Raw genomic sequence first — 12,705 nt, 5'->3', positions numbered from 1 at the left:
GACAGGCGCGATCCAACAAGCTTTGTTGGTTAGGTGCGGCGGCTTTCGGGTGGGACGCCGATGTTCCAGACGAGGCGGCCGACTTCGCGGTGGATGAGGTCGAGGTTGGAATCGCGCACCGTGGGGAGCTGGTAGCGCGCCTTCTTGACGTCGGTGTAGTCGACCGTGGCGGTGAGCAGCTCTTCGCCCTCCCCGGCCTCGACGAGCGTGGTGCCGTAGGGATCGACGATGCGGCTGCCGCCCCAGAAGCGCACGTTGCCCTCCTGCACGGCCAGGTTCGCCACCAGCAGCGGCATGCCGTAGATCATGGCGAAGACTTGGAGCGTGGACCGCCAGTTGTCGGGGTTGGAGAACTCGGTGGAGACGACTTCCTCGGCCGAGGCGATGGGCACCTGAAGCACCGTGGCGCCGTGCACGGCCGCGAGGTGAACGAGGGCGGGGTTCCACAGGTCGGCGCAGATCAGCGTGCCCGCGCGCCAGGGCGTGCGCTCCAGGTCGAAGGTGTCGATGTAGCGCCCCTCGGCGAAGTGCTTTTCCTCTTCCAGGAAGCCGTAGCTGGCGAGCTGGAGCTTGCGGTGGATGAAGGCGACGCGGCCGTCGCGCACGGTGATGGCGCTGTTGTGGAGCTGCGCGGCGACGCCTTCCTCGACCGTGCCGAAGGTCGTGCACATCGGCCCGGCGGCCTCGGCCAGCTCGTGCACCACGGGGCTGTCGCGGTGGATGGCGAGATCGACGGCGCGGTGGCCGACGCTGTAGCCGGTGAGCGAGAGTTCGGCGAAGACCAGCATGTCCAGGCCTTCGGCACGCCCGCGCTCGATCATCTCCAGGTGCTTGCGCTTGTTGGCCTGGATGTCGCCGAGCGTGGTTTCGATCTGGGCCACGCCCACCTTGATGCGGCCACCGTCGATCATCGTCTGCCTCCCCTGCGTGCGGACGGCCCTCGGGCCGTCATGTCTGCGATGTGGTCGTGTCGTCGTCCCGCCCCTCGGTCGACGAGCGTGCGGTGAGCCCGGACCACGCCGTGCCCAGCGGCAGCGCCCGTGTCGGCACCGTGGCGGTCAGCGCCCGCCGCACGGCCACCGGCACGGACCGGCGCATCATGCGGTAGAGGGCGAAGACAACCACGACGAGATGGATCGCCGCCAGGTACCAGAGGAACCCGGCGGTGCCGAGGATGTCCATGGCCCAGCCGGCCGTCGACGGGCCGAGGATGGCGCCGGCCCCGAGCGCGAGCAGCAGGCCGCTGCTGGCCGCCACCATCTGCTCGTGGGCCAGATGGTCGTTGGTGTAGGCGATGAGCACGGAATACAGCGTCAGGATGGTCCCGCCCAGCGGCACGGCCAGCGCGATCAGGCCGAGCGTGCTGATTTGCGCCACGGGGACTGCCAGCGCGGCGGACACGGCCGCCCCGAGCGCGATCCCGACGGCAACCTTGCGGCGGTCCATGCGGTCGGACAGCTTGCCGAGCGGCCACTGGAAAACCGCCCCGCCAACGATCAGCGCGGCCATGAACGCGGATACCTCCGCGACCGTCAGGCCGATCATGTGGGCATAGACCGCGCCCATGCCGAAGGTCGCGCCCTTGGCCACGCCGGTCAGGAAGCAGCCCACCGTGCCCAGGGGCGAGATGCGGTAGAGCTGGCGGATGGGAAGCGGCGCGGGCGTGGTGGTGTCCGGCTGGGAGGTGGCGCTGAGCAGGATGGGCACCAGCGCTGCCGAGATGATGACCGAGCAGATGGCGAAGAGATCGAACGCGCCCGGATCGGCGGCGTTGAGCATGAGCTGCCCGCCGCCCATGCCCGTGTAGCTCACCACCATGTAGACGGACAGCAGCCGCCCGCGCAACTCGTTCCCCGCGCTGGCGTTCAGCCAGCTTTCGGAGACCACGTAGAGCCCCGCGTAGGCGAAGCCGGTGACCACGCGCATGACGGCCCAGACGGGCGGCGTCACCATGAGGCTGTGGACCAGGATCGCGATCGAGGCGATCGAGGCCATCGCCGCGAAAACCCGCACGTGGCCAACGTGGATGACCGCGCGCGGCGTCAGCAGCGAGCCGCCGAGAAAGCCGATGTAGTAGCCCGACATCACCAGGCCGGTGACCGAGCTGCCGAAATCCTCCGAGGCCGCGCGCACGCCCAAAAGGCTGCTCTGCAGCCCGTTGCCCAGCATGAGCAGCCCCATGCCGAGCAGCAGTGCCCAGACGCCGCCCGCAGCTTGGACCGTCGCGTTGCGGCTCACCCTTTCCGCAGGGGCGGCCATGGACCGTGCTCCACACGCCGACGGCCGCACGGGGGGGTGCGGCCGTCGGGTTTCCCGGTTTGCCGGCGGGCGTCAGCTGTCGCTGGAGCCCTTGAAGTTGAAGCCGGCGCCGGAACCGATGCCGGACGGCCAGCGCGCGGTGATCGTCTTGTGCTTGGTGTAGAAGCGCACGGCCTCGGCTCCGTAGATGTCGTGCTCGGCGAAGATGGAGCGCTTCCAGCCGCCGAAGCTGTGGTAGGCGGGCGGCACCGGGATGGGCACGTTCACGCCGACCATGCCGTACTGCACCTGGTTGGCGAAGGCGCGCGCGGTGTCGCCGTCGCTGGTGAAGATGGCGGCACCGTTGCCGTATTCGTGCCCGTTGGTGATGTCGAGCGCCTGCTGCGGGGTGTCCGCCCGCACGACCGAGAGCACGGGGCCGAAGATTTCCTCCTTGTAGATGCGCATATCCGTAGTCACGCGGTCGAAGAGTGTGCCGCCCATGAAGTGGCCGTTCTCGTAGCCCTGGAGCGTCAGGCCGCGGCCGTCCACGACCGCTTCGGCGCCCTCCTGGATGCCGGTTTCGACGTAGCCCTCGACGCGCTCCTTGGCGGCGGACGAGATGAGCGGCCCCATGTCGGCCTCGGTGTCGGTGTAGGGGCCGATCTTCAGGTTGCGCACGCGCGGGGCCAGGCGCTCGATCAGGGCGTCGCCCGTCTCCTGGCCCACGGGCACGGCCACCGAGACGGCCATGCAGCGCTCGCCGGCGGCGCCGTAGCCCGCGCCCAGCAGCGCGTCGGCGGCCTGGTCCATGTCGGCGTCGGGCATGACGACCATGTGGTTCTTGGCGCCGCCGAAGGCCTGAACGCGCTTGCCGTTGGCCGTGCCGCGCCGGCGGATCACCTCGGCGACCTTGGTGGAGCCGACGAAGCTCACCCCCTCGATCTGCGGGTGGTCGAGGATGCTGTCCACGGCCTCCCGGTCGCCGTGGACGACGTTGAGCACGCCTTCGGGCAGGCCGGCCTCGTGCATCAGCTCAGCGAGCCGCAGCGGGGCCGAGGGGTCCTGCTCGGACGGCTTGAGGACGAAGGTGTTCCCGCAGGCGATCGCCATGGGGAACATCCACAGCGGGATCATCTCGGGGAAGTTGAAGGGCGTGATCCCGGCGCAGACGCCCAGCGGCTGGCGGATGTCGCTGAGGTCGATGCCCGTGGCGACGTCCGGCGACAGCTCACCCTTGAGGAACTGCTGGATGCCGCAGGTGAACTCCAGCACCTCCAGCCCGCGCATGAGCGAGCCGCGCGCGTCGGCCAGCGTCTTGCCGTGCTCGCGCGAGACCAGCTCCGTGATCTCGTCCATGTGCTGATGGATCTTTTCGCGGAACTTGAACATGACCTGGGCGCGCTTGGCCGGCGGCGTCGCCGACCACGCCGGAAAGGCGCGCGCGGCGGCCTGAACGGCGGCGTCCACCTCGCCCGCGTTCGCCATGGGGGCGTGGCGCTCGATCTCGCCCGTGGCCGGGTTCTCGATGGGCAGCGTGCGGCCGCTGCCGCCGGCGGTGCGCGTGCCGCCGATCCAGTGCGGGAGTTCTTCGGTCATGGCGCTCTCTCCTGGTCCGCGCGCCGGGGTGTCGCGCCGCCCCGGCGGTTCGTGTGTCAGGCGGTGGACCCCGATGCGGGGGCCGTTGGCTCGGAGTCTGACTCGCGGGCCTGGCCCTGGGCCATCTCCACCGCGCTGGGCATGGCGGTGACGTCTTCGCTGGCCGTCACCGCGCGCATGAGCAGGCGCGCGAAGGTGTCGGCGGCCTCGGTCACGGCGGTGGCGGAGCGGTGCAGCTCGACGTCAACGGGCGGCAGCGCCGGCAGGTCGAAGGCCTCGTCGACGATGCGGCAGCTTTCCGGCACCGAGCGGCGGGCCTTCACGCTCAGCGCCATGCCGGCGTCCAGCGCCAGGTTCATGCCGGTGGGGCTGGCGCTCATGTAGACCAGCGACCAGGGCCGCTGCGCCCGGGCCAACGCCGCGATGGCATGCGCGCGGAAGATGCAGCCCGTGGGGTTGAGCGCCAGCGGCAGCGGCGTGCCCGGCTCGGCCGGGAAATAGTGGCCCGCCACCCAGACCAGCCGCTCCTGCCCGATCACCTCGCCGGTCGCGGTGGGCTCGTGGCGGATGGTGAGGGCGAGGTCGAGCTTGCCCTCCTGCATGTGCTCGACGAGCCGGCTGCTCAGATCGCAGACGACCTCCAGGCGCACGTCCGGGTGCTCGCGGGCGAAGGTCGGGATCACGCCAGGCAGGTAGAAGGCCGCCTGCTCTTCCGAGATGCCGATGCGCAGCGTCTTGGTGGCGGTGACGGCGGTCACGGCGGCTTCCGCCTCGTCCTGCAGGCGCAAGATGCGCCGCGCGTAGGGCAGAAGCGCGCTGCCCGCGCCGGTCAGCTCGACGCTGCGGCTGGTGCGCGTGAACAGGCTGTCGCCGATCTGCTCCTCCAGGCGCTTGATCTGGAGGCTCACGGCCGACTGCGTGCGGTTGAGCGCGCGCGCCGCCGCGGTGAAGCCGCGGCTCTCCGCCACGCTGACGAAGGCGCGCAGGAGTTCGGGGTCCATCCCTGCCTCCTCTCGGGCGTGCGATCCGTTCCGGGCCGGCCGCCGACCGTCACGGTCCTTGTATTGCAGGCCCAAATGGATATGATTTCGTATATTCGTTTAACTCATCGCTGAGGCGACCATACCGTATGCGGTGAACTTGGCAAGGACACAGCGTCCATTTTCGATCGCCAAAAAACACCACGGAGGGACGGCATGTCCGCACCGCAGACGGTTCAGCCGGCCGGGAACGCCACCGTCGGCGCGGTCGCGCACACCACGATCGATACCGACAGCTATCCGATCCACGACCGCGGCAGCCAGCGCTACTGGGACCTGGTGAACCTCTACCGCCAGCAGATCGCCGACGTGGGCTGCGCGGTCATCAAGGACTTCGTCCGCTCCGAGGCGCTGGAGCGCATGCGCGGGGAGACGACGGACCTCGCGCCCAAGGCGCACTACAACAACACCTACACGAACCCCTACAACAGCGCGGACGATCCCAGCCTGCCCGAGGATCACCCCAAGCGCACCTTCGCCGACCGCACCAACGCCTTCGTGGCGGGCGACCTGATCGAGACCGACACCGAGGTCCGCCGCCTCTACCACGATCCCGGCTTCCAGCAGTTCCTGGCCGACGTGCTGGGCGTGGAGGAGATTTACGAGTACGCGGACCCGCTTGCCGGGCTGGTCATCAACGTGCTGCAGCCGAACTGCCAGCATCCCTGGCACTTCGACACCAACGAGTTCATCGTCACGATGATGACGCAGCAGTCCGAGGCCGGCGGGCGCTTCGAGTACGTGCCCGAGATCCGCTCCAGCGAGGACGAGAATTTCGACGAGGTCGGCCGCGTCGTGCACGGCGATCATTCGCAGGTGCGCGTGCTGGATGTGAAGCCGGGCGACGTGCAGATCTTCTTCGGCCGCTTCTCGCTGCACCGCGTCTCGCGCGTCGAGGGCGAGTCCGAGCGCCACACCGTGATCCTGGGCTACGCCAAGCAGCCGGGCCAGATCGGCAAGGCCGAGCGCACGCGCAAGCTCTTCGGCCGCACGGCCGAGGTGCACCACCAGGAAGAAGCGACGAACGCCGGCCGCAGCGACAAGCTGAGCGACTGATCGCCCGTTTAAAAAACCGAGCTGATTGTTGTGACGTTAATTTAGAGGCAACCCCACCCCCTCTGTCGGCGCGGGGCAGCGCCCCCGCCGCCGTCTCCCCCTCCCCTTCAGCGAAGGGGAGGGGGAGAGATTGAGGGGGTGGGGATTGGTCGTGCTCCGCAAGAACACGGATGCGGCCCGGCCTCTTGGCCCAGAACCATGCGAGGACACGCCGTGAACGATTCCGGCAACTGGACCGAACCCAAGGAGATGCGCGCGCATCTCGACGTGGTGCCCAGCGGCCCCACGATGACGAGCGACTCCATCCCCATGCACTTCGACCCCAAGACGCTCCGGGCGGGACGGCTGGAGCGCCTGCGGGCAATGATGCGCGAAGCGGACCTGGCGGCCGTGGTCCTGCTGGACCCGTACAACCAGCGCTACGCCACGGGCTCGCGCAACATGTTCGGCTACTTCCTGCGCAACTCCACGCGCTACATCTACGTGCCGCAGGAAGGGCCGGTCATCCTCTTCGAGTATCCGGGCAGCGCGCACGTCTCCACCCACCTGGAGACGATCGACGAGGCGCGTACCTCCAAGGTCGTCTGGTCCTCGGTCAACGCGCGCGACACCGACGCCGCCGCGCCCTTCGCCGAGGAAATCGCCGACCTCGTGCGCCAGCACGGCGGCGGCGCCACCAAGATCGGCCTGGACCGCTGCTTCCACCTGCTCGCCGTCGGCCTGGAAAACCAGGGCCTGACGGTGGAGGACTGCAACGCCCGCATCCTGTGGACCCGCGCGGTGAAGACGCCGGAAGAGGTCGCCTGCCTGGCGCAGAGCATGGCGGCGTCCGAGGCCGCCGTCGCCGCCGTCGAGCGCCAGATCCGCCCCGGCGTCACCGAGCAGGACCTCTTCGCCACGATGTACGAGAACGTCATCCGCGGCGGCGGGGAGTTCATCGAAACGCGGCTGCTCAACTCCGGCCCGCGCACCAACCCCTGGTTCAACGAGGCCAGCTCACGCCCCATCCGCCCCGGCGAGATGGTCGACCTCGACACCGACACCATCGGCTGCAACGGCTACTACTGCGACATGTCGCGGTCGTTCCACTGCGGCCCAGGCCGGCCGACGGGCTACCAGAAAATGCTGTACCAAATGGCCTACGAGCAGGTGCAGTACAACATGTCGATCCTGAAACCCGGGATGTCCTTCCGCGAAATCGCGCAAAAGGCGTGGCCGATCCCCGAACGCTTCTACGACCTGCGCTACCCCTCGGTCATTCACGGCGTCGGCATGCACGGCGAAACGCCGATGATCGCCCACTACGGCGACTTCGACCGCTTCTCCAACGACGGCATCCTCCAACCCGGCATGGTCGTCTCCGTCGAGAGCTACATCGGCGAACCCAATGGCCCCGAGGGCATCAAGCTGGAGGACGAGGTCGTCGTCACCGGCGACGGCGTCGAGCTGCTCTCCAAATACCCCTACGACGATGCATTGTTGGGTAGGCAAGTCTGACCAAAGATGATCTTTGGACCAAGGATGATCCTTGGAACCCTCTGTCACGCGACACCGGCGTCGCGCGGCGACGGATGGGTCCCTCACGACCAAGTATGATACTTGGAACCGTATGTCACTCGACACCGGCGTCATGCCGCGACGAGTGGGTCACTCACGACCAAAGACGATCTGTGGAAACCTGAGTCAGACGGTGGGCGCCCGGCGTGTTCACCGCCTGCGTCGGTCTTGAGACGTGCGGGGGCACCGGCCGGTGCCCCCGCTTGTCGTTTTGGGGTCGTGGCGATCCGTCTTATACGAACGCTCATTAAGCGGAACCTACGACAAGCCGAGGATGTAGCAGCGGAGCCTCGCCAGGGTCCTTTCTCCTTTAGGAGAAAGACAGAATGAGGCAATGAGTTCCGCTCATTGCGCATGCGTCTTACGCCGCGGCCGACCGCTCGGCGCCGCCCATTTCGCGCGCAACCGCGGCCACGGCGTCGGCAAGGATATCCAGGCCCTTGCTGAGCGTGGCCTCGTCGATCGTCAGCGGCGGCAGCAGCTTCGCCACCTCGTCCCGCGCACCGGCCGTCTCCAGGATCAGCCCGCGCGCGAAGGCGGCGTGGGACACGGCTTCGGCCGCACCCGGCACGTCCAGCACGAGGCCCTGCATCAGCCCGCGCCCGCGCACGGACGGCTTCAGGCCGGGATGCCGGGCGGCGATGGCCTCCAACCGTTCCCGCACGATCTCGGCCTTGGCGCGCACGCCGCGTTCGAAGGCGTCGTCGCGCCAGTAGGCCTCCAGCGCCGCCGCACCCGTCACGAAGGCGGGGTTATGGCCGCGGAAGGTGCCGTTGTGCTCGCCTGGGGCGAAGACGTCGTGCTCGGGCTTGATGAGCGTCAGCGCCAGCGGCGTGCCGTAGCCGCCGATGGACTTGGACAGGCAGATCAGGTCCGGGTCCAGGCCCGCCGGCTCGAAGCTGAAGAAGGTGCCCGTGCGCCCGCAGCCGGCCTGGACGTCGTCCACGATCAGCAGCATGCCGTGCGCGCGGCAGATGCGCTGGAGGCGCTGGAGCCAGCCCATGCTGGCGGGATGCACGCCGCCCTCGCCCTGCACCGTCTCCACGATGGCGGCGGCGGGCAGGTCCACGCCGCTGGAGGTGTTGGCGAGCATGGCCTCCAGGTGATCGAGCGTGTCCACGCCCGCGCCCAGCGCGCCGTCGAGGGGCGCGAACACCACGTCCGGCAGCGCCGTTCCGGCACCGCCGCGCTTGCCGCGGTTCCCCGTGGCCGCCAGGGCGCCCAGTGTCATGCCGTGGTAGGCGTTGGTGAAGCTGACGATCGGGCGCCGGCCGGTGACCTTGCGGGCGATCTTCAGCGCCGCCTCCACGCAGTTCGTGCCCGTCGGCCCCGGGAACATGACCCGGTAGTCCATCCCGCGCGGGGCCAGGACGATGTCGTGGAAGCGTTGCAGGAAGCGGGCCCGCGCCTCGGTGACGAGGTCGAGGCTGTGGGTGACGTTGTCGCCTTCCAGGTAGTCGATCAGCGCGCGCTTCAAGAGCGCGTTGTTGTGGCCGTAGTTGAGCGCCCCGGCCCCCGCGAAGAAGTCGATGTAGGCGTCGCCGGCGCGCGTGCGCATCACGGCGTCCTTCGCCGTGGCGAAGGTGACGGGAAAGTCGCGGCTGTAGCTGCGCACCGCGGACTCGTGCGTTTCGACGCTGTGAAGCGGATCGGTGGTGTCCATGAAATCCTCGCTCGTCCCGTTCACCGGGACCAAAAACCGGGTCAGGCCGACGCGGCGGGCTGGAAGGGCCCGACGCGGATCAGGCGCTCGCTTTCGTGGCCCTCGCCGGGAAAGAGATCGGCATCGAAACCCTGGCCGATGGTGAAGCCGGCATCCAGGTCGCGCGCAAGCGCGCGGAAGAGGCGCTTCGAGGGTTTGTTCGACGGCGTCACCGTCGCCTCGATGTAGCGCACGTGGCGGCACGCCGGGCGCGACAGCATGGCGTGCACCAGCCGCTTGGCCAGGCCGCGCCCGCGCTCGCTCTCGGCGCTGGCGACCTGCCAGATGAAGAGCGTTTCCGGCTTCGTGCGCGGCACCAGCCCGGAGACGAAGCCGACGATCCCGCCCTTGCGCTCGGCGACCAGGCAGGTGTCCGCCAGGTATTCGCCCAGCATCAGGTAGCTGTAGGCCGAGTTGAGGTCGAGAACGCCGCTGTCCTCGACGATCTTGTAGATCGCGGCGCCGTCGCCCGTCTCCGGGGCACGGAAGCGGTAGCGCTTGGCATCCTTGCGGGGGTTGGCGGGCGTGGAGGCGGTGGCCGTCCCGCCCGCGTCCTGAACGTCCGCCCGAGCAGCCGGATGCAGCGCATCCGCCTGAACGCGGTTCTGAAGATTTTCTGGGGTCATAACCTGTATGTGCTGTTCAAGCTGTTGAACCAGCCGGCCGAAGGCCCGCCGGGACAGCGCCGCACGTCGCGGCCGCATGCCCCGAACGCTCACTGCCAGTCTAGCGGCAGTGCCGTTGCAAATGCCTTAGCCGATGTGCGGTGCAGCGTACCCTATGCCGGGCGAATGTCAACCGGGATTGCCGGGATGGGACGCGATAGGGTCCAGACGGGCTGCGCAGATCCATCTCGATAGATTCGGCAAAAACTCCGGTTTTCCAGCGCATTGCTCCGAATATTCCGCACCATTTCGCCAGCCCATTTGGGTGTTGACTTGACACCGGCTGACGGGTGGGTATTTTGCAGTGCAAGATGCATTGGCCCGGCGCCCATCATTGCCCGGGCACCGCCGGCGCGGGAGAGGCCCCGGCGCCGGCGCACCATCCCGCCGGCCATGTACGGCCGGGAAACCCATCCCCACGGAAAGATGGAGCCATGAAAGGGTATTATGCGATTGTTCGGCACGCGCCGGACAACGATTACCGAGTGATCTTCCCCGACCTGCCCGGCTGCGGCTGCACCGCGCCGACGGTCGAGGAAGCCCTTCACCAAGCCGAACAGGCGTTGCGCCTTCATTTGGCCGACCTCGACGCCAGCGGCGAACCGGCGCCGGCGCCGCGCCCGGCCGACGGCATGCTGGCCGAGGCCGCGCGCATCTCCGCCGTCGCCGCCGCCTGCCTCCGCCCACCGGCGGCCTGACGGCAGCGCATTCAAAAACGGGAAAACGAACTGGGGGCCGGTTCGCCGGCCCCTTTTTATGCCGACCGGCCCGCCACGGACCGGACCTGGCCGTCGTCGAGCACGCGCCCGGCCGGGAAAACGGCCGTCGCGGTTGTCCCCTCGCCGGGCGCGCTCGCCAAGTAGAGTTCGCCGTCGTGTAGCGTCATGAGCTGGCGCGTGATGGCGAGGCCGAGCCCGGTGCCCTCCTGATGGTCGCTGGACAGGCGCTCCTCGCTCTTCTCGAAGGGATGCAGCACGCGATCCAGGTCCGCCTCGGCGATGCCGGGACCCGTGTCGGTGACGGCGATCGCCAGGTCGCCGGCGTCGGTCCGGGCGGCGCCCACCGTGACCCGGCCGCCCTCGCCCGCGAATTTCACGGCGTTCGTCAGCAGGTTCAGAACCACCTGGCGGAGCGCCCGCTCGTCGGCCAGCAGCCTGGGGGCTGTCCGGTCGACGCCCAGCGAAATCCCCGCCGGCTCGGCGCGCGGCTCGACCATGCGCGCGCATTCGTGCAGGATCTCACCGGTCTGCAAGGGCTCCGGGTTGAGTTCGTAGCGCCCGGCTTCCAGCCGCGACATGTCCAGCAAGTCGTTGACCAGCTCCAGCAGGTGGCCGCCGCTCTTGCGGATGTCGTCGGCGTAGCTCGCATACTGTTCGATGTCGTCGCCGAGCAGGCGGTCGCGGATGACTTCCGACATGCCGATGATGGCGTTGAGCGGCGTGCGCAGCTCGTGGCTCATCGTGGAGAGAAAGCGCGTCTTGGCGGCGTTGGCCGCGGCGGCCTGGTCGCGCGCCTCGACGAGATGGCGCTCCATCCGCTTCTGGTCGGAGATGTCGCGCATGATCGTGGACAGGCGGATCACCTCACCCTGGGAGTCGAAGTGCGCGAAGATCACCTGGGAAACCGGGATTTCGGTGCCGTCGGCGGTGAGCAGGGCCGTTTCCCCCGTCCAGACGCCACCGGCCAGTGCGGTGGGCAGCGCCTCGTGGAGCACGCGCTCAGTCGCCCAGCGGGGGTGATACTGCTCGATTGTACGCCCGGCGACGGCGTCCCGGTCGAGGCCGATCAGCCACTCCGTGGCGGGATTGATGTAGGTGGTGCGCCCGTCCGGCGTCGCCATGCCGATGACGTCGGGGGTGTTCTCCAGGATCTCCAGCAGCCGCGTTCGCGCCTCCTCCGCGTGGGCGTGCTCGGCGCGCAGGCGCTCGCGTTCGCGCGCGTTTTCGCGGAAGATCTGGACCGTCCGCGCCATGCGGCCGATTTCGTCGCCGCGTTCGCGCGCCGGCACCTCGGCGTCGAGGTCGCCTTCGGCCAGCCGGCGCATGGCCCCGGTGAGCGCGGCCACCGGGCGGCTGATGCTGCGCGTCAGCACCCAGCCGGCGAGCCCCAGCGCCAGGGCGGTGAATAGCGCGATGCCGATGGCGACGTTGCGCGTGGCAACCGAATTCGTCACGGCCTGATCGTGCAGGCGGTCGCTGCGGCCGTTCAGCCGCCCCATGCTCTCGGTCATCAGGCTCTGAAGGGCGGCGAACTGCTTTCGCCCCCGCCCCGTGACCGTGAGGTAGGCCGCCTCGCGGCGGCCGGCCTCCATCTGCGTGCGCGTGTGCCGGATCAGGTCCTTGTAGGCCGTCCACGCCGTCTGCAACCGCGCGGCCCGCTCGGCGGCCTCCCCCGAGGCGCGTCGCCGCCAGCGCGCGATGGCGCCGTCCAGCTCCTCGGTCAGCTCGGCGACCTTGGCGTCCACCGTGGCGCGGCGCTCGGCCCCGGGGGCGAGCACGAGGGAAAGCGTGTGCTGGCGCAGCCGCCCCAAGGGTTCGACGATCTGCTGGTTCAGGAAGATCGTGCGCTCGGTGACGCTGTCGACGCGCCGCAGGGCGTCGGTGCTGCGCTCGGCGACCACCAGGACGAGCACGATCAGCGCCGCCATCCCGAGGCCGCCGACCGCGTTCTGGACGAACAGCTTGAGTCCGATATCCGGCGCGCGCAGCCGGCGGACCGCGGACGAAAGACGCATCGGCACCGAGGGGTTGTTACCGCTTTCGGCGCAAGGATCGCATGCGCTGCGCAGCTTGCGCAAATGCAGGTTACGCTCCGGTCCGAGACCCAGCCCGGCGGCGATCCCGTTTCG

General features: G+C 69.0%; 10 protein-coding genes. 3 read left to right on the top strand and 7 right to left on the bottom strand.

Annotated features, from left to right (window positions below; genetic code table 11):
* Window positions 1-29: 29 nt before the first annotated feature.
* From BLQ43_RS07305 to BLQ43_RS07290, 4 genes are all read right to left on the bottom strand, one after another.
* Window positions 30-911 carry a nitrilase-related carbon-nitrogen hydrolase gene (locus BLQ43_RS07305; RefSeq protein WP_090019481.1) on the bottom strand — a complete coding sequence of 294 codons (882 nt, stop codon included), beginning with the start codon at window positions 909-911 and terminating at the stop codon, window positions 30-32.
* A 37-nt stretch (window positions 912-948) separates the two neighbouring features.
* On the bottom strand, window positions 949-2,238 hold the full coding sequence (locus tag BLQ43_RS07300) for an MFS transporter (protein WP_218119152.1): 1,290 nt from the start codon (window positions 2,236-2,238) through the stop codon (window positions 949-951).
* A gap of 93 nt (window positions 2,239-2,331) precedes the next feature.
* Window positions 2,332-3,837 (bottom strand): CoA-acylating methylmalonate-semialdehyde dehydrogenase, encoded by a 1,506-nt coding sequence (locus tag BLQ43_RS07295; protein WP_090019480.1) that lies wholly within the window; start codon window positions 3,835-3,837, stop codon window positions 2,332-2,334.
* 56 nt (window positions 3,838-3,893) lie between these two features.
* Window positions 3,894-4,838: a LysR family transcriptional regulator gene (locus tag BLQ43_RS07290; protein ID WP_090019479.1), complete on the bottom strand. Its 945-nt coding sequence runs from the start codon at window positions 4,836-4,838 to the stop codon at window positions 3,894-3,896.
* Window positions 4,839-5,033: 195 nt separating this feature from the next.
* Between BLQ43_RS07290 and BLQ43_RS07285 the strand changes: the two genes are divergently transcribed.
* Window positions 5,034-5,933: a HalD/BesD family halogenase gene (locus tag BLQ43_RS07285; protein ID WP_090019478.1), complete on the top strand. Its 900-nt coding sequence runs from the start codon at window positions 5,034-5,036 to the stop codon at window positions 5,931-5,933.
* 213 nt (window positions 5,934-6,146) lie between these two features.
* Window positions 6,147-7,430 (top strand): M24 family metallopeptidase, encoded by a 1,284-nt coding sequence (locus BLQ43_RS07280; RefSeq protein ID WP_245659500.1) that lies wholly within the window; start codon window positions 6,147-6,149, stop codon window positions 7,428-7,430.
* A gap of 421 nt (window positions 7,431-7,851) precedes the next feature.
* Here the strand turns inward: BLQ43_RS07280 and ectB are convergent, their stop codons facing one another.
* Both ectB and ectA read right to left on the bottom strand, forming a co-directional pair.
* Window positions 7,852-9,153 carry a diaminobutyrate--2-oxoglutarate transaminase gene (gene ectB, locus BLQ43_RS07275; protein ID WP_090019589.1) on the bottom strand — a complete coding sequence of 434 codons (1,302 nt, stop codon included), beginning with the start codon at window positions 9,151-9,153 and terminating at the stop codon, window positions 7,852-7,854.
* 41 nt (window positions 9,154-9,194) lie between these two features.
* Window positions 9,195-9,818, bottom strand: a complete 624-nt coding sequence (gene ectA / locus BLQ43_RS07270) for a diaminobutyrate acetyltransferase (protein ID WP_090019476.1) — start codon at window positions 9,816-9,818, stop codon at window positions 9,195-9,197.
* Window positions 9,819-10,168: 350 nt separating this feature from the next.
* Here ectA and BLQ43_RS14595 point away from each other — a divergent pair, with 350 nt between their 5' ends.
* Window positions 10,169-10,555, top strand: coding sequence for a type II toxin-antitoxin system HicB family antitoxin (locus tag BLQ43_RS14595; protein ID WP_143006185.1), 387 nt, complete (start codon window positions 10,169-10,171; stop codon window positions 10,553-10,555).
* Between the two features lie 56 nt (window positions 10,556-10,611).
* Here BLQ43_RS14595 and BLQ43_RS07260 read toward each other — a convergent pair whose 3' ends face one another.
* Window positions 10,612-12,591: a sensor histidine kinase gene (locus BLQ43_RS07260; RefSeq protein WP_090019474.1), complete on the bottom strand. Its 1,980-nt coding sequence runs from the start codon at window positions 12,589-12,591 to the stop codon at window positions 10,612-10,614.
* Window positions 12,592-12,705: the final 114 nt, after the last annotated feature.

The organism is Limimonas halophila (assembly GCF_900100655.1).
GTDB classification, from domain to species: Bacteria; Pseudomonadota; Alphaproteobacteria; order Kiloniellales; family Rhodovibrionaceae; genus Limimonas; species Limimonas halophila.
The sequence above is the reverse complement of the archived record's forward strand: the minus strand, read 5'-3'. Positions and strand labels throughout refer to the sequence as shown.

Coding starts and splice junctions, on each gene's coding strand:
- BLQ43_RS07305 (WP_090019481.1), bottom strand. CDS start 911: ATGATCGACGGTGGCCGCATCAAGGTGGGCGTGGCCCAGATCGAAACC.
- BLQ43_RS07295 (WP_090019480.1), bottom strand. CDS start 3,837: ATGACCGAAGAACTCCCGCACTGGATCGGCGGCACGCGCACCGCCGGC.
- BLQ43_RS07290 (WP_090019479.1), bottom strand. CDS start 4,838: ATGGACCCCGAACTCCTGCGCGCCTTCGTCAGCGTGGCGGAGAGCCGC.
- BLQ43_RS07285 (WP_090019478.1), top strand. CDS start 5,034: ATGTCCGCACCGCAGACGGTTCAGCCGGCCGGGAACGCCACCGTCGGC.
- ectB (WP_090019589.1), bottom strand. CDS start 9,153: ATGGACACCACCGATCCGCTTCACAGCGTCGAAACGCACGAGTCCGCG.
- ectA (WP_090019476.1), bottom strand. CDS start 9,818: ATGACCCCAGAAAATCTTCAGAACCGCGTTCAGGCGGATGCGCTGCAT.
- BLQ43_RS14595 (WP_143006185.1), top strand. CDS start 10,169: ATGCATTGGCCCGGCGCCCATCATTGCCCGGGCACCGCCGGCGCGGGA.
- BLQ43_RS07260 (WP_090019474.1), bottom strand. CDS start 12,591: ATGCGTCTTTCGTCCGCGGTCCGCCGGCTGCGCGCGCCGGATATCGGA.